Origin of the sequence: Streptomyces sp. NPDC005752 (assembly GCF_040630715.1) — a bacterium.
Lineage (GTDB): Bacteria > Actinomycetota > Actinomycetes > Streptomycetales > Streptomycetaceae > Streptomyces.
In genome coordinates this window covers 1-23,474 of record NZ_JBEXYB010000032.1, presented here as the reverse complement: position 1 = coordinate 23,474, position 23,474 = coordinate 1, and the positions used below count along the sequence as shown (strand labels likewise).

20 protein-coding genes are annotated in these 23,474 nt (G+C 69.7%); 9 read left to right on the top strand and 11 right to left on the bottom strand.

The features are described 5' to 3' along the window. Positions 1-296 precede the first annotated feature (296 nt). Both ABZ441_RS25035 and ABZ441_RS25030 read right to left on the bottom strand, forming a co-directional pair. On the bottom strand, positions 297-968 hold the full coding sequence (locus tag ABZ441_RS25035) for an HAD family hydrolase (RefSeq protein WP_358978079.1): 672 nt from the start codon (positions 966-968) through the stop codon (positions 297-299). 59 nt (positions 969-1,027) lie between these two features. After that, positions 1,028-1,534, bottom strand: coding sequence for a hypothetical protein (locus tag ABZ441_RS25030; RefSeq protein WP_358978077.1), 507 nt, complete (start codon positions 1,532-1,534; stop codon positions 1,028-1,030). Between the two features lie 280 nt (positions 1,535-1,814). Between ABZ441_RS25030 and ABZ441_RS25025 the strand changes: the two genes are divergently transcribed. Further along, entirely contained in the window at positions 1,815-2,231 is a 417-nt protein-coding gene (locus ABZ441_RS25025) for an Rv3235 family protein (RefSeq protein WP_358978075.1), read from the top strand. Positions 2,232-2,606: 375 nt separating this feature from the next. Here the strand turns inward: ABZ441_RS25025 and secA are convergent, their stop codons facing one another. Then, the gene (gene secA / locus ABZ441_RS25020; protein WP_358978073.1) at positions 2,607-5,429 is read right to left on the bottom strand and encodes a preprotein translocase subunit SecA; all 2,823 of its coding nucleotides are present in this window, start codon (positions 5,427-5,429) and stop codon (positions 2,607-2,609) included. 242 nt (positions 5,430-5,671) lie between these two features. On the opposite strand from secA, the gene ABZ441_RS25015 reads away from it, so the two are divergent. Both ABZ441_RS25015 and ABZ441_RS25010 read left to right on the top strand, forming a co-directional pair. Continuing rightward, on the top strand, positions 5,672-6,262 hold the full coding sequence (locus tag ABZ441_RS25015) for a GNAT family N-acetyltransferase (RefSeq protein ID WP_358978071.1): 591 nt from the start codon (positions 5,672-5,674) through the stop codon (positions 6,260-6,262). Between the two features lie 10 nt (positions 6,263-6,272). Beyond that, positions 6,273-7,448 carry a crosslink repair DNA glycosylase YcaQ family protein gene (locus ABZ441_RS25010; RefSeq protein WP_358978069.1) on the top strand — a complete coding sequence of 392 codons (1,176 nt, stop codon included), beginning with the start codon at positions 6,273-6,275 and terminating at the stop codon, positions 7,446-7,448. Between the two features lie 22 nt (positions 7,449-7,470). Here ABZ441_RS25010 and ABZ441_RS25005 read toward each other — a convergent pair whose 3' ends face one another. The 7 genes from ABZ441_RS25005 to mtnA form a co-directional block, all read right to left on the bottom strand. Further along, on the bottom strand, positions 7,471-8,223 hold the full coding sequence (locus ABZ441_RS25005; protein WP_358978067.1) for a response regulator transcription factor: 753 nt from the start codon (positions 8,221-8,223) through the stop codon (positions 7,471-7,473). 192 nt (positions 8,224-8,415) lie between these two features. Continuing rightward, positions 8,416-9,105, bottom strand: a complete 690-nt coding sequence (gene raiA / locus ABZ441_RS25000; RefSeq protein ID WP_205023754.1) for a ribosome-associated translation inhibitor RaiA — start codon at positions 9,103-9,105, stop codon at positions 8,416-8,418. Between the two features lie 328 nt (positions 9,106-9,433). Then, positions 9,434-10,153, bottom strand: a complete 720-nt coding sequence (locus ABZ441_RS24995; RefSeq protein ID WP_358978065.1) for a ComF family protein — start codon at positions 10,151-10,153, stop codon at positions 9,434-9,436. 181 nt (positions 10,154-10,334) lie between these two features. Then, positions 10,335-12,161 carry an LpqB family beta-propeller domain-containing protein gene (locus ABZ441_RS24990; protein ID WP_358978063.1) on the bottom strand — a complete coding sequence of 609 codons (1,827 nt, stop codon included), beginning with the start codon at positions 12,159-12,161 and terminating at the stop codon, positions 10,335-10,337. A gap of 28 nt (positions 12,162-12,189) precedes the next feature. Then, positions 12,190-14,226, bottom strand: coding sequence for an MtrAB system histidine kinase MtrB (gene mtrB, locus ABZ441_RS24985; RefSeq protein ID WP_358978061.1), 2,037 nt, complete (start codon positions 14,224-14,226; stop codon positions 12,190-12,192). A 1-nt stretch (position 14,227) separates the two neighbouring features. After that, a complete protein-coding gene (gene mtrA, locus ABZ441_RS24980) occupies positions 14,228-14,917 on the bottom strand; it encodes a two-component system response regulator MtrA (protein WP_187281934.1) in 690 nt (229 codons plus the stop codon). Positions 14,918-14,921: 4 nt separating this feature from the next. After that, on the bottom strand, positions 14,922-16,070 hold the full coding sequence (mtnA, locus tag ABZ441_RS24975; RefSeq protein ID WP_358978059.1) for an S-methyl-5-thioribose-1-phosphate isomerase: 1,149 nt from the start codon (positions 16,068-16,070) through the stop codon (positions 14,922-14,924). A 140-nt stretch (positions 16,071-16,210) separates the two neighbouring features. On the opposite strand from mtnA, the gene ABZ441_RS24970 reads away from it, so the two are divergent. The 6 genes from ABZ441_RS24970 to ABZ441_RS24945 all read left to right on the top strand — a co-directional run bounded on the left by ABZ441_RS24970 (position 16,211) and on the right by ABZ441_RS24945 (position 22,499). Next, the gene (locus tag ABZ441_RS24970) at positions 16,211-17,419 is read left to right on the top strand and encodes a glycerophosphoryl diester phosphodiesterase membrane domain-containing protein (protein WP_358978057.1); all 1,209 of its coding nucleotides are present in this window, start codon (positions 16,211-16,213) and stop codon (positions 17,417-17,419) included. A gap of 4 nt (positions 17,420-17,423) precedes the next feature. Further along, positions 17,424-18,116 carry a DUF4129 domain-containing protein gene (locus ABZ441_RS24965; protein WP_358978055.1) on the top strand — a complete coding sequence of 231 codons (693 nt, stop codon included), beginning with the start codon at positions 17,424-17,426 and terminating at the stop codon, positions 18,114-18,116. Further along, positions 18,113-19,330 (top strand): DUF4350 domain-containing protein, encoded by a 1,218-nt coding sequence (locus ABZ441_RS24960; RefSeq protein WP_358978053.1) that lies wholly within the window; start codon positions 18,113-18,115, stop codon positions 19,328-19,330. Before ABZ441_RS24965 ends, ABZ441_RS24960 begins: the two co-directional genes overlap by 4 nt. Next, on the top strand, positions 19,327-20,346 hold the full coding sequence (locus tag ABZ441_RS24955) for a MoxR family ATPase (protein ID WP_358978051.1): 1,020 nt from the start codon (positions 19,327-19,329) through the stop codon (positions 20,344-20,346). Before ABZ441_RS24960 ends, ABZ441_RS24955 begins: the two co-directional genes overlap by 4 nt. 10 nt (positions 20,347-20,356) lie before the next feature. Continuing rightward, complete coding sequence (locus ABZ441_RS24950; RefSeq protein ID WP_358978049.1) at positions 20,357-21,670, top strand: DUF58 domain-containing protein; 1,314 nt, start codon at positions 20,357-20,359, stop codon at positions 21,668-21,670. A 202-nt stretch (positions 21,671-21,872) separates the two neighbouring features. Further along, positions 21,873-22,499 carry a hypothetical protein gene (locus ABZ441_RS24945; protein WP_358978047.1) on the top strand — a complete coding sequence of 209 codons (627 nt, stop codon included), beginning with the start codon at positions 21,873-21,875 and terminating at the stop codon, positions 22,497-22,499. A gap of 60 nt (positions 22,500-22,559) precedes the next feature. On the opposite strand, the gene ABZ441_RS24940 is transcribed toward ABZ441_RS24945, so the two are convergent. Beyond that, on the bottom strand, positions 22,560-23,300 hold the full coding sequence (locus ABZ441_RS24940) for a peptidase E (protein WP_358978045.1): 741 nt from the start codon (positions 23,298-23,300) through the stop codon (positions 22,560-22,562). Positions 23,301-23,474 lie beyond the last annotated feature (174 nt).

Below are 23,474 nucleotides of genomic sequence, written 5' to 3'. Positions count from 1 at the left end.
CGGCAGACGGCCCGGGGCGTGGAGATCACGCATCGCCCGGGTGCTGTGGCACTCCGGGCGCAGGCCGGGGGCTTCGCTGCCCCCGAGGCGTATCGCGCTGATCACGGACCCAGGCTATCCCTCCTGCACCCACAACCGTCATGAGCCGCATATGTACAAAAGAAGGTCCCGAACTTTGACACTCTGGACATCGCACGAGAGCGGCGCCGGGCGTAAGGACACACACCCGCGCAGATACGGTCAGCCGATCGTGCGGTCGCTGCGGCGGCGGTCGCGCCCGCAGCCCGTCCTGTCCCTCAGTCCGTCATCAGCTCGGCCAGTGCGACGGCCTCGGCCAGGGTGTCCACGACGGGCACACCCGCCGCTTCCAGACTGCTGCGGCTGTGCGAACCGCCGGTGTAGAGCACGGCGCGCGCGCCGACGTGCGCCGCGGCCACGGCGTCGTCCACCGCGTCACCGATGACCACCGCGGATTCGGGAGCGATGCCTCCGAGCACCTCGAAGTGACGTTCCATGTGCTGCGCCTTGCTGCCGCCGGAGGGGCCCGTCCGTCCGTCGACGCGCACGAAGTGACGCTCGATGCCGAATCCCCGCACCACCGGGACCAGGTGCTCGTGGCCGTACATGCTCAGCAGCGACTGACTGCGGCCGCCGAGCTGCCACCGGCTCAGCAGCTCCTCGACGCCCTCGGTCAGCGCGCAGGCCGGCCGCTGCTCGGTGTAGTGGCTGTTGAAGAGGCCGTCCATCCGCTCCCACTCGGCCTGCGTGGGCAGCCTGCCCATGAGCCGCTCGTAGAACCTGGGTATCGGCACGCAGTACGTCTCGCGGTACTGCTCCAGCGTGATCGGCGCCAGATCGACCGCCGCGAAGGCTGCGTTCGTCGCCCCGAGGACCGCGTGGATGTCGTCGAGCAGAGTGCCGTTCCAGTCCCAGACCAGATGTGTGCGGTGCTTCCCCGATGTCGCCATGGGTAAAAAATACTCGCCCGCTACGACAGTCACCCGGACAGGCGGTCAGGGATCAGGGATCAGGCGATCAGTCCGGGGATCTCCTGGATCCCGAACCACAGCAGCTCGTGGTCCTCCGCGCCGTCCACGGTGAACCGGGCGTCGTCGTCACCGAGGTCCGCCGCCCCCAGCACCGCGGCCGCCGACGTGACGTCCTCCTCGGCGTCCTCGCCGTCCACGTGGACGGCGGCGGCCTTCGACAGCGCCACCGCGTCCGCGATCCGCACCTCGCCGAGCGACGACGCGTCCAGGACGTGGTCCGGGTCGGCGACCGCCGCCCCGTCCGGCACGTCGAAGGCCACGACGACCCGGCGCCGGGTCTCCTCCGGCCGTCCCGCGATCATCCGCAGCGAGGCGGAGGCGGCCCTGTTGAGCGCCGCGTACTCCAGCTCCTCGATGTCGTCGGAGACGTACCACTCGCGCAGACCGGGCGTCACGGCATAGGCGGTCAGCGGCCCCGGACCGACTTCGCCCGCCCCGTGCGCCGCGGCGAGACCGGAAAGTGTCAGAGGGACGTACACACGCATGGATGACCGCTTTCGTAGTCGATGACGCCGTCAGGATACGTGCGACGTCCCCCTTCGGGGTTGCCGATCCGCCCGTCGCTGTCCACCGCGCGACGACCGTCACCCCCGCAGTTCCCTTGCGGCGCCGGGCCCATCACCCGGATAGGTGATCCCGCCTGGCGCGGGGCGGGGCCTCACCGCCGCTTGCGGGGCCGGTGACCGGCCCCGTAGAAGATCCCCAGCAGAAGTTACCGCCCGGTACTCGCCCGGGCTCCGGACAGCAGCCACGGGGGCTATGAGCATGAGCACGGACAGGACGAGGCCGGCCGGACGACACGACCGCAGCAGGCCGGGCACCGTACCGCCACAACGGCCCCGGCGGCCGCTGCGCCCGCACCAGTGGTTCGCGGAACGCCTTCTCGCCGTCCTGAGCGGACAGCGCCCGGTGCACTGGATGCTCGGCCACACGATCGGCGAGGCCTACGACCAGCTCGCCGTACTCGCCCCCGACGCCCCGCTCGGCGCGGGCCGCAGGCGACCGGTCGTACGCACCTGCCACGGCACCCAGCCGGCCACCGGGGTGGTCGAGGCCTTCGCCAGCATCGCCACGGGCGAGCAGGTCCGGGCCATGGCCTTCCGCCTGGAACAGGGCCACGACCTCCGCTGGCGCTGCGCCGCGATCGACCTGGGCGGCGAGCGCCTGCCTGCCCTCAGATGACCGGGTGACGGCCGCCGGACCCGCGAACGCACCTGCGGCGATCGAGGACGACACCGGCCCCGGGGCTCAGGGCCGCAGCCCCGGGGCTCAGAGGCCCGCAGCCCCGGGGCTCAGGGCGCCGCAGGCCCGGACGTCCCCCGCTCCGCCCCCGGACCGGCCCCGGCCGAACCAGTACGTCCGCTGACCTGGGACTGACCCGCCGGGGCCGTGGAACGGCTTCAGCGGCCACGTGACCCCCTGCCACGCCCCTCGGAGCCCCTGGAGCCCCGAGGGGTCCACCACCCGGCCCGGAGCCCTGGAGAGGCCCAGGAAACGCGCCTGGCCCGGACACCGCATCCGGTGTCCGGGCCAGGCCCCGCTCAGACGTGCTGCGCGCTACTTCTTGCGGCGCCGCCCGCCCGTGCTCTTCTGCGCCTTCCGGCGCTCCGCACGCGTGAGCCCGTCACCCTCGGACCGCGCACCGTCACCGTTGGCGAAGTCGCCCTCGACCACGCCGCCCTCGCCGTCCACCGTGGGAGCGGAGAAGTGCAGCCGGTCCGGACGCTGCGGTGCGTCCAGGCCCTTGGCGCGGATCTCCGGGCGCCCGGAGGCGGCCGCGACCGGTGCGCCCTGCTTCTCCAGCGAGGGGCGCTCCGCACCGTCCTGCACCGGGACCTCCTCGACCTGCTGCTCGACCTGGACCTCCAGGTTGAACAGGTAGCCGACGGACTCCTCCTTGATGCCCTCCATCATGGCGTTGAACATGTCGAAGCCCTCGCGCTGGTACTCGATCAGAGGGTCCTTCTGCGCCATGGCCCGGAGGCCGATGCCCTCCTGGAGGTAGTCCATCTCGTAGAGGTGCTCGCGCCACTTGCGGTCCAGGACGGACAGGACCACGCGCCGCTCCAGCTCACGCATGATGTCCGAGCCGAGCGTCTTCTCGCGCTCCGCGTACTGGTCGTGGATGTCGTCCTTGACCGACTCGGCGATGAAGTCGGCGGTCACGCCGGCCAGGTCGCCCGCGGCCTCCTCCAGCTCCTCGACCGTGACCTTCACCGGGTAGAGCTGCTTGAAAGCTCCCCACAGGCGGTCGAGGTCCCACTCCTCGGCGAAGCCCTCGGCCGTCTCCTGGCGGATGTAGTCGTCGATCGTGTCGTCCATGAAGTGGCGGATCTGGTCCTGCAGATCCTCGCCTTCCAGGACCCGGCGGCGCTCGCCGTAGATGACCTCACGCTGCCGGTTGAGCACCTCGTCGTACTTCAGGACGTTCTTACGCGTCTCGAAGTTCTGCTGCTCGACCTGCGACTGTGCGGAGGCGATCGCCCGGGTCACCATCTTGTTCTCGATGGGGACGTCGTCCGGGACGTTCGCCATCGACATGACGCGCTCGACCATCTGCGCCTTGAACAGCCGCATCAGGTCGTCGCCCAGCGACAGGTAGAACCGGGACTCGCCCGGGTCGCCCTGACGGCCGGAACGACCACGCAGCTGGTTGTCGATGCGCCGCGACTCGTGCCGCTCCGTGCCGAGCACGTACAGCCCGCCGAGATCCTTGACCTCTTCGAACTCCGCCTTCACGGCCTGCTCGGCCTTCTCCAGCGCGGCGGGCAGTGCGGCCGCCCACTCCTCGACGTGGTCGACGGGGTCGAGACCGCGCTGGCGCAGCTCCGCCTCGGCGAGGTCGTCCGGGTTGCCGCCGAGCTTGATGTCGGTGCCTCGTCCGGCCATGTTCGTGGCGACCGTGACGGCGCCCCTGCGGCCGGCCTGGGCGACGATCGTCGCCTCACGGTCGTGCTGCTTGGCGTTGAGGACCTCGTGCTGGACACCGCGCTTGGAGAGCTGCTGCGAGAGGTACTCGGACTTCTCGACGGAGGTGGTGCCGACCAGGATCGGCTGCCCCTTCTCGTGCTTCTCGGCGATGTCGTCGACGACCGCGGCGAACTTCGCGACCTCGGTGCGGTAGATCAGGTCGGACTGGTCGGCGCGGACCATGGGCCGGTTCGTCGGGATCGGCACGACGCCGAGCTTGTAGATCTGGTGGAACTCGGCGGCCTCGGTCATGGCCGTACCGGTCATGCCGGAGAGCTTGCCGTACAGGCGGAAGAAGTTCTGCAGGGTGATCGTGGCGAGCGTCTGGTTCTCGTCCTTGATGTCCACCCCTTCCTTCGCCTCGATGGCCTGGTGCATGCCCTCGTTGTAACGGCGGCCGGCGAGGATACGGCCGGTGTGCTCGTCGACGATCATGACTTCGCCGTCGATGACGACGTAGTCCTTGTCCTTCTTGAAGAGTTCCTTGACCTTGATCGCGTTGTTCAGGTAACCGACGAGCGGAGTGTTCACCGACTCGTAGAGGTTGTCGATCCCGAGCCAGTCCTCGACCTTGGCTACACCGGGCTCATGGATGGCCACGGTCCGCTTCTTCTCGTCGACCTCGTAGTCGCCGGTCTCCTCGATGCCCTTCAGCTGGTTGCCCGCCTCACCCTTGGTGAGGCGCGTGACCAGCTTGGCGAAGTCGCCGTACCACTTGGTGGCCTGGTCGGCCGGGCCCGAGATGATCAGCGGCGTACGGGCCTCGTCGACGAGGATCGAGTCGACCTCGTCGACGATGGCGAAGTTGTGGCCGCGCTGGACGAGCTCGTCCTTGGACCACGCCATGTTGTCGCGGAGGTAGTCGAACCCGAACTCGTTGTTCGTGCCGTACGTGACGTCGCACGCGTACTGCTCACGGCGCTGGGCCGGAGTCATGTTCGCGATGATGCAGCCGACCTCGAGACCGAGGAACTTGTGCACCCGGCCCATCATCTCGGAGTCACGCTCGGCCAGGTAGTCGTTCACCGTGATCAGGTGCACGCCCTTGCCGGAGAGCGCGTTGAGATACGCGGGCAGGGTGCCGACGAGGGTCTTGCCCTCACCGGTCTTCATCTCGGCCACGTAACCGAGGTGCAGGGCGGCACCGCCCATCATCTGGACGTCGTAATGGCGCTGTCCGAGGACGCGCTTCGCGGCCTCACGGACGGTCGCGAATGCTTCGGGAAGCAGGTCGTCCAGGCTCTCGCCGTCCGCGTACCGTTCCTTGTACTCGTCGGTGAGCGCCCGCAGCTCGGCGTCGGAGAGGTTGACGAAGTCCTCTTCGATGGAGCTGACCTGGTCCGCGATGCGGTGCAGTTTGCGCAGGATCTTGCCTTCGCCTGCACGCATGAGCTTGTTGAAGACGGACACTGAGGCTGGTCTCCTTGCCGGTCGGGCCTGGCACTGGGTCGTGTGATGGACTCTGGCGCGGGCACGGCAGGTGGACCCCACCGCAACGGCCATCGTAAGCGAGGACCGCGCCGCGCCGGGAGGGCTGCCACCGCGTTCTCCCCACCGCACCCCTTCCAGGACAACGGACGAGGCGGACGGAAGGTGCCGGAAAGCGGCGAAAAGCGCTCGCGTCCCGTGCTCACGGTCACCAGAATCCCCGCATGGACCCCATCAGCCTCACCACGGAACGCCTGCTCATGCGCCCCTTCGCCCCCGAGGACGAGGACGCCGTGTACACCGCCTGCCAGGACCCGGACATCCAGCGCTGGACAGTTGTCCCCTCGCCGTACACCCGTGCCGACGCCGAGCTCTTCACCCGGAAACTCTCACCCTCGGGCTGGCAGGACGACACGATGTACAACTTCGCCCTGCTGCTGCGGGACGGCGGCCCGCTCGTCGGCGCGCTCGGCGTCAACCGCAGCACCCTGCCCGGCACCTACGAGGTGGGTTACTGGACGGCCGGGGAGCACCGCGGCGCCGGTTACACGACGGAAGCGGTGTTGGCGGCGGCCCACTGGGCGTTCACCGTCCTGTGTGCGGACCGCTTCGAGTGGCGGGCGGAGATCGGCAACGCCCCTTCCCGGGCGGTCGCCCGGCGTGCCGGATTCCGTATGGAGGGCGAGCAGCGGTCGGGCCTGGTCAACAAGGGAACACGGCGCGACACCTGGACCGGCTCACTGCTCCCCACCGATCTGGGACTGCCCGGCACCCTTCCGTATCTGCCGGCCCCCGATGTCGGTGGCGCGCTCTAGGGTTCACCCCATGACGTCTGTGCCGCCGCCCGTTCTGGAACTCTCCGCCGACCAGGCACGCCGGACAGCCCTGCGCGCCCAGGGCTTCCTCGGCGCCCCGGACCGCCGGGGCGGGGTCCCGGGGGTGCTGCGCCATCTCGGGGCCGTTCAGCTCGACACCATCTCGGTCCTCGCCCGGTCGCACGAGCTCGTGCCGTACGCCCGTCTCGGCGCACTCGGCCGCCGCACGGTCGACGACGCCTACTGGTCGGGGGGCCGCTCGTTCGAGTACTGGTCGCACGCAGCGTGCATCCTGCCGGTCGAGGAGTGGCCGCACTTCGCGTTCCGCCGCCGCGCCTACCGGTCCCGGCCGCACTGGAACCACGACCTGCCCGACGGGGCCTACGAGACGGTGATCAAGCAGCTGCGCACCGAGGGCCCGCTGACGGCGACCGAGCTCGGCGGCGCGAAGAACGGCGGCGAGTGGTGGGACTGGTCCGCCTCCAAGGTCGCCGTCGAACGGGCCCTGATGTACGGCGAGGTGGTGTGCACCGAGCGGCGCGGTTGGAAGCGCGTCTACGACCTGGCGGAGCGCGCGATCCCGGACGCCGTGCTCCACGACGACCTGGACGACACGGAGTGCCTGCGCCGCCTGGTGGCCCTGGCGGGACGGTCGCTGGGAGTCGGCACCCGGTCGGACATCGCCGACTACCACCGGCTCAAGGCCGAGCAGTTCGACGCCGTCGTGGCGGACTCCGGCCTGGTCCCGGTGTCGGTGCGGGGCTGGGCGAAGCCTGCCTGGGCACACCCCGAGGCCCTGGCCTCGGAACCGCGCGGACGGCACCGCACGACGCTGCTGTCGCCGTTCGACTCGCTGATCTGGGAACGGGCGCGCACGGAGCGTGTCTTCGGCTTCACCCATCGCCTGGAGGCGTACGTCCCCCGGGCCAAGCGGATCCACGGCTACTTCGCGATGCCGCTGCTGGCGGGCGGCATGCTGCGGGGCCGCGTGGACCCGGCCAGGGAAGGGACCACGCTGGTCGCCCGCCAGGTGTCGCTGGACGGAGCGAAGTCCGTGACGCCGATGGCCGAGGCCCTCGTCGAGGCGGCGTCATGGGTCGGCTGCACCGACGTACGGCTGGAGCGCGTCGACGCACCGGAGCTGCGCGGGCCGCTCACGGCGGAGATCGCCCGTCTCCTCCCGTAGGACGCCGGACGCCGCTCCACCGCTACCTGATCTCGAGGATCTTCTCCCGCATGGCATAGACCACGGCTTCCATACGGGAGTGCAGCTGGAGCTTCTCCAGGATATTGCGGACGTGGTTCTTCACCGTGTTCTCGGAGATGAACAATTCCTTGGCGATATCACGGTTGTTCATGCCTGTGGCCACGAGCTTGAGCACTTCCAGCTCCCGCTCGGTGAGCCGCGGCGCGGGAACGAGCCGGCGTTCGTCGGTGCGCTGGATCATCGACTTGAACTCGGTGAGCAGTTTGGAGGCCATCGACGGACTGATCTGGGACTGGCCGTCCGCCACCGCGCGAATGGCCGTGGCCACCTCGTCGGTCGAGATCTCCTTCAGCAGGTACCCGGTGGCCCCTGCCTTGATCGCCTCGTAGAGGTCGGCCTCCTCGTCGCTGATCGTCAACATGATGATCTTCGCGCTGGGGGCCACCTCCTTGATGGAGGTGCAGGCTTCGATGCCGCCACGCTTGGGCATCCGGACGTCCATCAGCACGATGTCGGGCAGCAGGTCCGCCGCCTTGTCGACCGCCTCCGCGCCGTCCCCCGCCTCTCCGACGACCTGGATGTCCTCCTCCTGGGCGAGGACGATCTCCAGACCCCTGCGGAACAGCGCGTGGTCATCCACCACAAGCACCCTGATGGGCTCCTTGCGGGAATCGCCGTCATCCGCAACGGAATCCGCACCGGCAGCGCTGTGGGCATCGCTCGTGCCACGCACGGGCCCGAAGGTGTCCGCCATCGTTCCTCCCCCTGAAGGCAACTGCCTGAGGTCACAGGCTGTGCGCCAACGGCAGTGCACAGAGCACTGCTTGGCCTGGGCCGCCATGCTTTCATGCCCGGCCGCCGAAACGGTGCCCCGTGCTCGCACGCGGTGCCCCTGGAGCACTCGGACGCTCCAGGGGCACCGCGTATCGGCTGTGAGTGGAGGGTGTCAGCCGCCGAGCGCACCGCCCGCGCCGCCCGCCCCGTCCGAGGCCAGCGGGTCGGTCCTCAGGTGGATGACACCGTAGTCGTAGGCGTGCCGCCGGTAGACGACACTGGGCTCCTTGGTCTCGGAGTCGACGAACAGGTAGAAGTCGTGCCCGACCAGCTCCATCTCGTAGAGCGCCTGGTCGAGCGTCATCGGTGCTGCGACGTGCATCTTCTCGCGCACCACGAGCGGTCCCTCGCCCTGTACCTCGAGCGATCCCATCCTCGTGGTCGGCACGGAATGCTCCGGCTCCTCGGGAATCAGCTCACCGTCCCCGTTGAACGAGGCGGCGCCCGGGACGACCTCCGCGACCTCGGCTGCCGACAGCCGGCCGTTACCACGCCTGCTGTAGCGCTTGTCGTGCTCCTTGCGCAGCTGTGTGTCGAGCTTGTCGGTGGCCAGGTCGAGCGCTGCGTACGGGTCGCCTGCCGCCGCTTCCGCCCGGATGACCGGCCCACGCGAGCGGAGCGTGATCTCCACCCGTGCCGCACGGTCGGCCTGACGGGGATTCGGCTCCTTGGACACCTCGACGTCGAGGCTGATCACCTTGCCGTCGAACTTCTGGATCTTGTCCAGCTTCAGCTTCTCGGCCACGTGCTTGCGGAACCGCTCGGGCACCTCGGTCTTGCGGCCCTTGACGACGATGTCCACGCAGAACTCCGTTCCCGGATCGCTCCGCTTCGGCGGCGGAGCATCTCCCTTTTGCACCAGGCTCCGGTGATCGCCGGAGCCGCTGACTCGGTGGCTGTCACCTCCTCCTCCCCCGTCGGCAGGCTTTCACCCCACCGACTTTTATGCTTCTGGCGTACCGGTGAGTTACCTGCACGAAACCTGGTGGCGCATTCATCGAGGTGCGGAATTCACCGCCCCTCACAACCGAACATAGCCTGCCCACCCCCGTATCGGCACCCGCTACTCACGCGTACCTCCGAGCGGGGCCCTTTGCCCACTCACCACCTGCGACGATGAAAGTTATCTGTTAGTTCCGGTTTATTTCGAAAGCAGACGGAGAAGCTGCGACAACCGCGGCCCGGAGCCCTTCCGCCGCGCCCATGCCGGTGCGGCTCGCGGCGCGCACCGCGCGTGCCGCCTCCGCCAGCGAGGCCCCCGTCGTGAGCAGGTCGTCCACGAGTACGACCCGGCCGCAGTCGAGCAGCTTTCGGCCCCCGGCCGCGACGACGAGCGCGCCCGCCATATTCGTCTGCCGGTCCCGGGCTCCCAGCCCCGCCTGGTCCGCCACCGCACGCCGCTGCCGCAGTAAGGGGAGCAGTCCGGCGCGTGTGCCTCCGCACCGGAGCTCGGCGGCGGCCGCAGCGGCGATCCTGCGCACCGGGTCGTGCCCGCGCCCCGCCGTGGCCCGCCGCGCCGACGGCACGGGCACCAGCAGCAACGGGCCCGCGTCGCCTCCGTGCCCCGCTCCGGCCCGCACAGCGGCCGCCAGCGCGCCGCCGAGCACTCCGGCCAGGCCGAGGGCCCCGCGCTCCTTGTGGGCGAGCAGCATCGCCCTCACGGCGTTCTCGTACGGGGCCGCCGCGTGGACCACCGGCAGCCCGTCGGGCTCGGGCGCGGGTCGTACCCGCCGGGGCCCGGGCGCCAGACCGGCGGCACACTCCGTGCACAACTCCGTCCGCGGCCTGCCGCAGCCCCCACAGGCCACCGGCAGCACCAGCCCCACGATCTCCCGCCACCATCCCCGCACAGCCCCACTGTGCCCGCACGGCGGGTGTCCGGCCATCCCTGTGGAAAACCCCTGGGGACAACGGGAAAGCGCCTGCTCCTGCGAACCCGCGAAACCTGCGGCCCCGCAACGCCCACAACGCCCGCAACGGCGGTGATCGCGGCCCTGGAGGGCACTCCGCCCGCTCGGCCGGGACAGGACGTCAGCCGGGGTAGACCAGCGAGGAGCCCTCCTTGAGAACCGTCTGCCAGTTGTCCCCGGGCGACAGCTTCACTATCCCGTCGCTCTCGGTGTCAGCCATCAGCGGCAGCTGCTCGTCGCCGGCTGCCGCGACCGCCGTCACCTGGTTCACCCCCGGGAGGACTCCGGAGGACGCCGTGGACCCGTCGGCCTGCACATACCGCACCTGCTGCACACCGCCCTCCTCCTTGCCGACCACCACGAGACGGCTACGGCCGGACCAGGAAACAGCCGTCACGTCGGCCAGCTGGGGTGTGGCCCGGCGCAGGTCCTCCACCGAGACCGTCTCGTCCTCTCCCGAGCCATGCCGCTCGACCCGGCCGATGTGCAGCGTCGTGTGCCCGTCCTGCGACACCCGCAGGGCGATCCGCACCCCGTCCGCCGACATACGCAACGCCTCGATCCGCCCACCGCCCAAGCCGGGTACCGAGACCTCCTGCGGTTCTCCGGCACCGTCCACCAGCCGCAGCAGCCTGGGATCCGACGGATCGCGGTCGGCGACCCACAGATCGCCCCCGCCGTCCCAGCTCGGTGCCGACAGCCGGTCCGCTTCCTTCTTCGCGTTGCTGCTCACCACGGGGGCGGACAGCTCACCCTCCTCGGTGAGGGAGGACACGTAGAGACGCTGCTGATCTGCCGAGACGGTGGCAGCCTGCTGTTCGTCCCTGGCCACGCCCACGGCGCTCATGACCACCGGCCCGCTGCCCAGCGGACCGGTCACGGGCTCCGGATCACCGCTGCCCTTACTGCTTCCGGGAATGCGCTGCACGTGCCCGTCGTCGTCGACGAAGTACTGGCTGTCGGGACCGCCCGAACCGTCGTCGGAGGCGAACTCCTCGGCCTCATCGGCCCCGAGGGAGCACAGCGGGCCCTGCTCACCCTGCAGCTCCACCTGCCCCACCCGGGCGGACGTCAGGTCCCGCAGCGTGAAGAGCACCTGGGCCGCCATCATCCGGCAGGCACCCTGCCCGGCCTTCTCGGCCTTCTTGTTGAGCGGCACCTTCAGGACGTTCTGGTCGTCCGGCGCCAGCGACGTGACCCCCGCCTTCAGCGCCGTACCGGCGGGGAAGCGCGAATCGACCACCGGCCGCAGCCAGTTCGACGGCCCTTCCAGCAGCGTCCGCACCGTCTGCGACGCCGTGTCCATCCGTGTGACGGGGTCCGTGCGGTTTCGTACGTAGACGGGGTCCGCGACCAGTGCGGACTCGTCGTCCGACCGCCCCGCGGCGAAGTAGTACTTGTTCACGGAACGGTAGAGACGCTTGAAGTCCGACTGTCCGAGCACCAAACCGTCCGGCACGATGTCGATGCGCCACTCCTGCTTGCCGTCCGCCGCTCTCTCACGGACCAGATGAAGCATCTGGGAGTACTCCGACGGGGCCAGCGGCCGGTAGGAACTCTGCGCGTCGACAGCCGCCACCTGCTCGCCGGTCAGCGTGTAGGTGGTCTCGGTCGTCCTGCGTTCCGTGTCCAGGACCGTCGGCCCGTTGCGGTTGGGCGCCTGCGCGAGCACCGTGGTGCCCTCGCCCGGCTGCCACGTGCGCGCGGTTTCCGCGGTCAGGTATTTGCGGGTCGTCCGGAAATCGGGGTCGTCACTGGTCATCGACTCCAGGAAGCCGTCGACGACCTCGATGGGTGCGGCGCCCTCCCTCGGCGGCACTGCGTACACCTGGACCTGGGCATCACCGGCCTGCGAGGCGTCGACCGCCTTCACGTCACCGGTCACCGGCATCGCTCCGCACCCGGCGAGCAGCACGACGCCGGAGCCGAGCAGCACGGACAACCGCACCGCCCGGACTCGGCCGCCCCGACAGCGATCAGTGCCCACGAATCGTGTCCTCCTGCTCCGGATCCTGCGTATCTGGGTCGGGACTGCTTCCGTCCGGCCGGACGGCGGCCGGACGCGACACCACACGTGCTCCGCTGCCCGGCAGGGCCGCAGGATCGACCGACGCCGGCGTACGCGACGCCGCCGGTCCGTGCGACGGCACCGCGAGGTGCGAACCCACCGCGGACCCCGCCCGGGCCGGCACGGACATCAGCCGGTGGCTGTCCGCCGCCGGAGCCGCCTCCGCACGCTCACGGTCCTCCCGGTTGCGCCGGGAGTCCTCCGGCTCCAGCGGTATCGGTGACCCACGCAGAGGCTCGTCCGCCGTACGGGGCAGAGTCAGCCTGAACTGCGAGCCGCCACCGGGCTCGCCCCAGGCCTGCAGCCATCCACCGTGCAGCCGGGCGTCCTCGACGGCGATCGACAGACCCAGGCCGGTGCCACCGGTGGTGCGGGCACGTGCCGGGTCCGCCCGCCAGAAGCGGTTGAAGACACGGGTCGCCTCGCCCGGCTTGAGCCCCACGCCGTAGTCCCTGACCGCCACCGCCACGGCGCCCTGCGCGACACCCATACGCACGATGACGTCCCGGCCCTCGCCGTGCTCGACGGCGTTGACGACGAGATTGCGCAGTACCCGCTCGACTCGGCGCGCGTCGGCCTCCGCGACCACGGGCTGTTCATCACCCGCAACCAGGATCCGGCTGCCCTTGCGCTCCGCCAGCGGCTCGGCGCCGCCGATCACCCGCCGGACGACCGTACGCAGATCTATCGGCTCGGCCTCCAGCGCCGCGGCCCCCGCGTCGAACCTGCTGATCTCCAGCAGATCGGACAGGAGCGACTCGAAGCGGTCGAGCTGGTCCCCCAGCAATTCCGCGGACCGGGCCGTGACCGGGTCGAAGTCGACCCGCGCCTCATGGATGACATCGGCGGCCATCCGCACGGTCGTCAGCGGAGTGCGCAGCTCATGGCTCACGTCCGAGACGAATCGCCGCTGCATGCGGGAGAGCTCCTCCAACTGCTGGATCTTCAGCTGAAGGTTCTGCGCCATCTTGTTGAAGGCCTCACCGAGGCGGGCGATGTCGTCCTCACCGGTGACCTTCATCCGCTCCTGGAGCCGGCCTGCGGAAAGCCTCTCGGCGATGCCTGCCGCCATCCGTACGGGCGTGACGACCTGGCGCACCACGAACCAGGCGATCGCACCGAGCAGCACGACCACGAACAGGCCGGCCGTGGCCAGGGTGGTCGTCACCAGGGTCAGCGACTTCTCCTCCTGCGTGAGCGGGAAGAGGTAGTACAGCTCGTAGGGGTTCTGGTCGACGTCGTAGAGCCGCTTGCCGACGACGAGCCCGGGCTCCGACTGCTTCCCGTACGAGTACCGGATCAGCGAATAGGTCTGGAAGGCACCTGACCCCTCGCCCACGTCGTCCCGCAGCCTCTGCGGGATGCTGGACGCGTCCACGCTGCCCGAGCCGCGCGGGGCGCGGCTGGTGGTGTTCTGTCCCGACGAGTCGTCGCTGAGCGCCACCACGTTGAAAGCGTTCGTACCACCGCTGGCCAGCTGATCGACGAGCTCGGTACGCCAGGAGGTACTGGCCGTCACACCGTCGGCGCCCTCCGCCGTCTGGTCACCCGGAACCAGCGGAGCGTTCGCGTTCGCCTGGGCGGCGGCGAAGCCACCGGCAGCCTGTGTCTGCGCGGCCTTCCCCTTCGCGTCGAGCAGGCCGTTGCGGACCTGCCCGATCACGACGAAGCCGAGAAGCAGCACCACGGCGATCGACATCAGCAGCGTGCCCGCCACGACGCGCAGCTGCAGATTGCGCCGCCACAGCCGGACGGCCGGCAGCAGCGGGCCGCGGATCCACCGCATGAGCAGCCGCGGCACGGGGCCGCCGGGCGACCGGTCACGGAACAACCGGGCGCCCCGCGGGAACCTGCCGAAGCGAGGAGCACTCCGTGCCGGACCGGCAGCCCGCTCCGTACGGGCCCCGGGCGTCCCGGGTGGCGGAGCAGCGCTGCCCAGGGTCATGTCAGCTCGGTCCGGCCTTGTAACCGACACCGCGGACGGTCACGACGATCTCCGGCCGCTCCGGGTCCTTCTCCACCTTCGAGCGGAGCCGCTGGACATGCACGTTCACCAGACGGGTGTCGGCGGCGTGGCGATAGCCCCACACCTGCTCGAGCAGCACCTCACGGGTGAAGACCTGCCACGGCTTACGGGCAAGAGCGACCAGCAGGTCGAACTCCAGCGGGGTGAGGGCGATGGACTGCCCCTCCCGCTTCACCGAGTGACCGGCCACATCGATGACCAGGTCACCGATCGCCAACTGCTCCGGCGCAGGCTCTTCGGACCTCCGCAAACGCGCCCTGATCCGGGCAACCAACTCCTTCGGCTTGAACGGCTTGACGATGTAGTCATCGGCCCCGGATTCCAGGCCCACCACCACATCCACCGTGTCGCTCTTGGCAGTGAGCATGACGATCGGCACACCTGACTCTGCCCTGATCAGCCTGCAGACCTCGATGCCGTCCCGTCCGGGCAGCATGAGATCCAGCAGCACCAGGTCAGGCTTGGCCTCACGAAATGCGGCCAGTGCCTTGTCGCCGTCCGCTACGAACGACGGCTCGAAACCTTCTCCACGCAGCACGATGCCGAGCATCTCGGCCAGTGCGGTGTCGTCGTCGACGACAAGGACGCGTCCCTTCATAAACGACATCATCCCATTAGCTAATCGTTACCTGCGATGACCTGGCACACAGCTCTGCCAGTCCGACCCCCGTGACCGGGGAAATGACGCCCTCCTCCGTGACGATCGCCGTGACCAGTTCGGGCGGCGTGATGTCGAATGCGGGGTTGTACGCCTGGGTTCCCGGGGGTGCGACGACCGTCCGGCCCCCGCCGTCTCCGGCCGGAACACCAGGTGTCGATGTGAACTCCGTCACTTCGGTCGCGGAACGCTGCTCCACGACGATCGATGTGCCATCCACCGACTCCAGATCGACCGTGGTCGTCGGCGCCACGACGAGGAACGGCACATGGTGGTACTTCGCGAGCACCGCCAACGGATAACTCCCCACCTTGTTGGCCACCGAGCCGTCCGCTGCAATACGGTCCGCCCCGATGATTACGGCATCCACCTCCCCTGCCGCAAACAGCGAACCCGCCGCGTTGTCCGTGAGCAGGCTGAACGGCATCCCGTGCCGCCCCGCCTCGTACGCCGTCAGCCGGGCCCCCTGAAGCAGCGGCCTGGTCTCGTCCACCCACAGCTGCCGCAGGCTGCCTTCCCGGTGCGCTCTCAGAGCCACCGCGAAAGCCGTGCCCTCACCGCCGGACACGAGCGCCCCAGTGTTGCAGTGAGTCAGCAGTCGGTGGCCACCCCGTCCCGGCAGGAGCTCGGCCAACAGCTCCAGACCGTACTGCGCCATGCGCTCACTGGCCGCCGCGTCCTCCTGGTGCAGAGCCCGCGCCTCGGCCAGAGCCGCCGCGGCCGCCGCCTCCGGGCCGAGCCCGCTCTCGACAGCCGCCCGGTGCTCCCGCGCCACCCGACGCGCCCCGTACCCGAGATTGACCGCGGTGGGCCGCGCCTGCTCCAGAAGCTCCGCGGCCTGCGCCACGTCCTCACCCCGGGCAGCGGCCAGCGCCACCCCGTAACCCCCGGCGATACCCAGCAGAGGAGCCCCCCGCACCGCCAGCATCCTGATCGCCAGCACCAGCGCGGGCACATCGGCGCACACCAGCGCGACCTCCTCGGCAGGCAGCCGCGTCTGGTCGAGCAGCACCACCGCAGGGCCTTCCGGAGGCTCGTACCAGCGGAGTACGGAGAGGGCCGGAGGCTCGATACCCACCGGCGTTTGTGCGTCCTGATCAGCCATCTGCCCAGTCTGCCCGCTGAACCGGCCGCACACGACGGCAAGAAGGAGATGGAGCGCCCGGCCCGCCCCGGACCGACGCGTGGCACGATGGCTGGCAACCTGCCGCCCCGATGAGCGGGCAGGACTGTGAAGGAGCGACGATGAACGACTCTCCGGGCTGGGCTTCGCCCGGATCCGCCCCCTCCGACGGCAAGGAGACGGGCATTCCCCGGCCTTCCTCGCCCGTCGACGGAAGCGAGCCCGCCGGACAGTGGTCTCCCGCACAGCCGCCTCCGGGGCAGTGGTCCCCGCCGAGTGCCCCCGGCAGCGGACCCGGTGCTCCACCACCCGCTCCCGGCTGGGGCGGCATGCCGCAAGGCCCTGGGTGGGGCCGCCCTCCCATGGCTGCGAAGCCCGGCGTCATCCCGCTCCGCCCCCTGGGTGTCGGCGAGATTCTCGACGGTGCGGTCTCCACCATGCGGACCCACTGGCGCACGGTCCTCGGCATCAGCCTCACAGTCTCCGTGATCGCGGAAATCGTGCTCATCCTCGTGCAGCGCTACCTCCTGCCCGAGCAGAAGCCGGTGGACCCGAACGCGACCGGAGCCGAAGCCCTCCGCCAGGCCTCCGACTCGGCACAGTCGCAGCTGGTGAACAGCGCCCCGGGCACCCTCATCGCGATGTTCGCCACGCTGATCACCACCTCGCTCCTCACCGTGGTCGTCAGCCGCTCCGTACTGGGCCGTGGAGTGACGCTCTCCGAGGCATGGTCCGAGGCCCGCCCCCGGCTTCTTCCGCTGCTGGGACTGACCCTGCTGCTGAGTCTGATGAGCGCCGCGATCATGGCGGTGGGCCTGCTTCCGGGCCTGGCCCTGGGCGACGGCGCGGGTGGACTCGCACTGACCTTCCTCGGCTTCTTCGCGTCCTGCGCCGTCGCTCTCTGGCTGATGATCCGCTTCATGCTCGCAGCGCCGGCACTGATGCTGGAACGACAGCCCGTACTCACCGCCATGCGACGGTCCGCCAAGCTGGTCAGGGGGAGCTGGTGGCGGACCTTCGGCATTCTGGCCCTCACCTACCTGCTGGTCATCATCCTGACCTTGATCATCGCGATTCCCTTCGGCGCCATCGCTTTGTCCGTGGACAGCGACGGACTGAGCGGATTCCTCAACGGCACCACGACGAACTTCGGCTGGCCGTTCCTCATCGTCACGGGCATCGGCGAAGTGATCGTCTCGACGCTCGCCTACCCCTTCACCGCGGGGGTGATGGCCCTGCTCTACGTCGACCAGCGCATCCGCCGCGAGGCGCTCGACCTCGACCTCGCCAGGGCCGCGGGCGTACCCGGATACGAAACTCCCAGGAACTGATGCGGTGACGGGGGCGGGGGGCACCACCGAGGCAGTACGGCTCATCCGGGCGGGCGAGGACGTCCCCGTGGACACACCACGCGTCCCCGCCCGTGAAGCGGCGCAGGACGAACTGTCCGACCCGATGTACCACGAGCACGATCCCAACCTTCTGGAACGCGGCCTCGACCGCTTCTGGGACTGGGTCGGTGAACTTTTCGACGGAGCCGCCGGGGCTGCCCCCGGTGGCCCGCTCGGGCTCGTCGTTATGGTCCTGGCCGTCGCCGGACTGGGCACCGCGCTGTGGTGGAGGCTCGGAACGCCGCGGCGCACCGCCCACACCCCGGAAGCCCTCTTCTGCAGCACGGCCCGCAGCGCGGCCGACCACCGCACCGCGGCTGCGGCACACGCCGATGCCCGGCGCTGGACCGAAGCCGTCCAGGAACGCATGCGCGCCCTCGTCCGCTCGCTGGAGGACCGGGCCGTACTCGACCCGCGCCCCGGCCGCACCGCGGACGAGGCAGCGGTCGAGGCAGGCCGGCTGATGTCCGCGCACGCCGGCCGGCTCCGCTCCGCGGCACGGGTCTTCGACGACGTCACATACGGTGGCCGCACAGCGGACGAGGCCGCGTACCTGACCCTGCGCACGCTCGACCTGGAACTCGAGGCCGCCAGGCCCGTGCTGAGCACCGGCGCATCCCAGGGGGTCACCGGATGACGACCACCACGTCCGGCCCCACCACGTCGGGATCCCGCACTCCCCGACAGGTCTGGCAGCGCGCCCGGGGCCTCCTGCTGGCCGCCCTCATCCTCGTCGTAGCCGGAGTCACCCTCGCCGCCGTCCGCTCCGGTGGCCAGCACGGCCGGCTCGACCCACGCTCCGGGGACCCCAACGGCAGCCGGGCCGTCGCCGAGCTCCTCAAAGACCGTGGCGTCGCCGTCGACGTGGTCACCACCCTCGCCGAAGCGGCAGGTGCGACCGGCCCTGACACCACCTTGCTCGTCGCCGGACCCAACATGCTCACCACGCACCAGCAACAGCGCCTCCACGGGGCGATCGCGGGCTCTGCCGGCCGCACCGTGCTGATCGCCCCGGGCGGCTCCGCCGTGGCCCGGCTCGTCCCCGAAGTGCGCCAGGAAGCGCGCGGCCCCGTCATCGCGCGTCCCCCACGCTGCGAACTTCCCGCAGCCCGCGCTGCGGGAACCACCGACATGGGCGGCGCTCTCTACGCGACGGACGCCCACGACGCCGTCAGTTGCTACCCGGACGACGAGCTCGCCTCCCTCCTTGTCCTGCCGGGACGAGGCAACGGCGACACCGTGCTGCTCGGCTCCGCCGACATCCTCCACAACGACCGTCTCGACCAGCAGGGCAACGCCTCGCTGGGCCTGCAGCTCCTCGGATCCCGCACACATCTCGTCTGGTACCTCCCCTCGCTCGACGACCCCTCCGCAGCCGGTGACGGCGGTGACGGCGGTGACGGCGGCGTCGAGGAGGAGAGCGGCCTCATCGGCCTCATCCCGTCGGGATGGCTCTGGGGCACCCTCCAGCTGGCCCTCGCCGCAGCCCTCACCGCCATCTGGCGTGCGCGCCGCTTCGGGCCGCTGGTCACCGAGCGGCTGCCGGTGGCCATCCGGGCCTCCGAGTCCACCGAGGGCCGGGCCCGCCTCTACCGCAAGGCCGACGCCCGCGACCGCGCCGCCGCCACGCTGCGCGCCGCCACGCGGACCCGCATCTCACCACTCCTCGGGGTGTCCCCCCGTGACGCCGATTCCCCCGCCGTGCTCCTGCCTGCCGTCACCGCCCGTCTCAGCAACACGGGCAGCGATCTCAGCTCCCTCCTCTTCGGCCCGGCTCCCGCCGATGACGCCGCACTTGTCCTTCTGACCGAGCAACTAGACGCCCTCGAAAGAGAGGTACGCACCTCATGAGCGCCCCGACCCCGGAGACCGCCGAGCTTGCGGCACCCGCAGCACCCTGTGCGGCCGCCGTGGACTCCGACAGCGCACGCGCTTCCCTGGAAGCGCTGCGCGCCGAGATCGCCAAGGCCGTGGTCGGCCAAGACCCTGCCGTCACCGGCCTGGTCGTCGCTCTCCTGTGCCGGGGCCATGTCCTTCTGGAAGGCGTACCGGGAGTCGCAAAGACCCTCCTGGTCCGCGCGCTTGCGGCCTCTCTCGAACTGGACACCAAGCGCGTCCAGTTCACCCCCGATCTGATGCCGAGCGATGTCACGGGCTCACTCGTCTACGACGCCCGCACCGCCGAGTTCTCCTTCCAGCCCGGACCGGTGTTCACCAACCTGCTGCTCGCCGACGAGATCAACCGCACCCCTCCCAAGACACAGTCCTCCCTGCTGGAAGCCATGGAGGAACGTCAGGTCACCATCGACGGGTCCCCCCGGCCTCTACCCGACCCCTTCCTGGTCGCGGCCACCCAGAACCCCGTCGAGTACGAGGGCACATACCCCCTGCCCGAAGCCCAGCTGGACCGTTTCCTCCTCAAGCTGACGGTCCCCCTTCCGTCACGCGAGGACGAGATAGACATCCTCACTCGCCACGCGGAGGGGTTCGACCCACGTGACCTCAAAGCAGCAGGCATACGGCCCGTGGCCGGCCCCGCGGACCTCGACGCCGCACGTGCCGCCGTCGCCCGCACCACTGTCTCCCCCGAGATCGCCGCCTACGTCGTAGATATCTGCCGTGCCACGCGTCAATCCCCCTCACTCACCCTCGGTGCCTCTCCCCGAGGAGCCACAGCGCTGCTCTCCACAGCACGGGCATGGGCCTGGCTCACAGGCCGGGACTACGTCATCCCGGACGATGTGAAAGCCCTCGCGCTTCCCACACTCCGTCATCGCCTACAGCTACGGCCGGAAGCGGAGATGGAAGGAGTCACCACCGACTCCGTCATCACCACTGTCCTCGCACACGTCCCTGTCCCCCGATGAGGCGGTGACCATGGCCCTCACCGGACGGGCCGCTCTGATGGCGGCTCTGGGATCACTCCCCGTAGGCATCCTTGCCCCCAGTTGGACCGGGATACTTGCGGTCAATGTCCCGCTGTCACTGGCAATTCTGTGCGACTACGCCCTGGCTGCGCCAGTGCGTACGCTGCACTTCACCCGATCCGGTGATACATCCGTTCGACTCGGTGACACCGCGACGGTGCAACTCACCGTGACCAATCCATCGCGGCGGCGGCTCCGCGCCCACCTCCGCGACGCCTGGCCCCCCAGCAGTTGGACCGAGGAGGCCGAACAGGCTTCGTCGCGGCACCGGCTCGCCGTACCTGCCGGGGAACGGCGTCGTCTGGCCACACTCCTGCGGCCGTCTCGTCGCGGAGATCGCCAAGCGGACCGGGTGACCGTCCGATCCTTCGGCCCCCTCGGGCTCATCGCCCGCCAAGGGCATCACCGTGTGCCCTGGACCGTCCGGGTCCTTCCTCCCTTCACCAGCCGGAAACACCTGCCTTCGCGGCTCGCCAGACTGCGTGAGCTCGACGGTCGGACAAGCGTCCTCACCCGTGGAGAAGGCACGGAGTTCGACAGCCTGCGCGCCTACGTCCCGGGAGACGACACCCGCTCCATCGACTGGCGAGCCACCGCACGCCAGTCCGCGGTCGCCGTCCGCACCTGGCGGCCCGAGCGCGACCGCCACATCCTCGTCGTGCTCGACACCGGCCGCACATCGGCAGGCCGTGTGGGCGACGTGCCGCGACTCGACGCCGCCATGGACGCGACCCTCCTGCTCGCGGCCCTGGCCGCGCGCGCCGGCGACCGCGTGAACCTCATCGCGTACGACCGGCGCGTCCGAGCCCAGGTGCGGGGCAGGACGGCGGGGAAGGACGTCCTGGCGACATTCGTCAGCACTCTCGCCACCCTGGAACCCGAGCTCGTGGAAACCGACGCACGCGGTCTCAGCACGGCTGCACTGGCGAACGCTCCCCACAGCTCCCTGATCGTGCTGCTGACGAGCCTGGACGCCGCTCCCATCGAAGAGGGCCTTCTGCCGGTCCTCCCGCAACTCACCCAGCGGCACACGGTGGTGGTCGCGGCTGTCGCAGACCCTCATGTGGAGGCGATGGCCCGCGCGCGGGGCACGGTGGACGCGGCTTACGAAGCAGCGGCCGGCACTCAGGCACAGGCCCAACGCAGCCGGACCGCGGACCAACTGCGCCGACACGGCGTAACGGTGGTGGACGCACCGCCCCATGACCTCGCCCCCGCTCTGGCCGACTCCTATCTCACGCTGAAGGCGGCCGGGCGGCTGTAAACCTCCCGGACGGAGAAGGCAGGGGCACCACGCTCGCCTCGGAATGGAGTTCCCCCCGACCGATCCTGTTTCCGTCCGGCTCCTGGACGCGCAGGCCATGATTTGCGAGACCGCCCACATCGCCGATTTCACCAGCGGGTCGGCGATACCGGTTACGCAGTAGAGGCAGTGCGACCCCAAAGCACTGGATAGGGTGACTGCCATGCGCATGAAGATCCTTTACATGGCCATAGCCGCTACGGTGAGTCTGTCCGCTTCCGGGTGCGCGAGCGGGGACTCCGATGTCGCTGCGGAAGAACAGGCGATCGGCGAGATCCTGCCGCAGAAGCTGGCCCGACCGGCCGACAGGCCGAAGCAGGATCTGCACCCCTCTCCGGCCGACGACGCCACGTTCGGCGAGAACCTCTCCTACGAGCTGCGTCGCAAGACGCTCGCCATGGCCGACGCCCCGGGCGAGGCCACTGCCGAGTGCCCCGAGGACGTCGGCTCCAAGAGCGGCACCCAAGTGAGCTGCACCGTCACCTACGAAGGCCTGGAGGTGGGATGGAACGTGAGCATCGGCGAAAAGTCCGGCTGGTCGGACAACGTCGTCGAGTACACCGCGTCCCCTCGCAACGGTGTACTCACCCGCGAAGGGGTCGCACGACTGCTGTACGGAAACCACCGCGACAGCATCGACTACGCGCTCTGCAACGACATCCCCGAAGCCGTGCTGGTGCCCTTGAACACGGACACCGAGTACACCTGCGAAATCGTCCCGAAGGACAAGAAGCCGATTGGCTTCAACGAGAAGGTGCGCGTCACCGAAGCCGGCCCGCGGGTCTACTGACAGGAAGCCCAGCCCCACCGCTGCCCAGTGCCGACGGCTCCGCCGCCGGCTTCATACTCATCAAAGGGACACAGCGGGTAGCTTGCGGGGCTCGATGCGCTCCTCCACCGCGCTGTTCCCCTCGCGCATGACCACGTAGGCGCCCTTCCCCGGAACCTCTGCCACCGCTTCAACCAGTTCGGTCCCCCGGTAGACCAGACCTACTCCGTCATCTGTGCAGTGAGCGGTTGGCAAGGTCCCGTCCGCGACAAGTTGATGGATCAGCGGACGTCGCCCCACGTCCGAGTCATAGTGCACACCATTGCCGTGGGGCAGGAACGAGAGAGCGTTCGTGACAGGGCGCAGATCCGGTCCGAACGAATCGGTCACGCCCCCCTGGAACCAGCAGATGGACCCCGCACTGACACCGCTGAGCACGACGCCGGCTTCCCAGGCTCGGCGCATGACGAGGTCCAGGCCGTGGACCCTCCACACGGCCAGCAAATTGGCTACCGAGCCGCCCATGACCCAGACGACGTCTTGATCGAGCACCGCACCTTCGATGTCCTCCACGTTGGGCATGGGAAACAGGTGCAGCGGTGTCAGGTCGAATCCGGCCACCCTCGCTGCCTCGCTCATGCGGGTCGTGAAGTGCTCGGCATCTCCGATTGCGGTGCCGACGTACATGATTCGTGGGCGCCTGCCGTGCACTCCCGAGAGATCAACCGCATGATGCACCAAGGAATCGAACATCACTCTGGTGCGCCCTCCGACGCGATGTCCACCAGAGGTCGCGAGAATGGTCGGTTCGGATGCCATCATGGTCATGATGATATCGGCGGCAAACTCGGATCTGTCAGCCCGCCCGATACCGGCCGCCCAGGCCGCCTATCGCACGGCTCGTGAACGCAGAAAAGCCCCGTGCCACAAGGGCACGGGGCTTTCCCGGAATAATTGTTCGGCGGCGTCCTACTCTCCCACAGGGTCCCCCCTGCA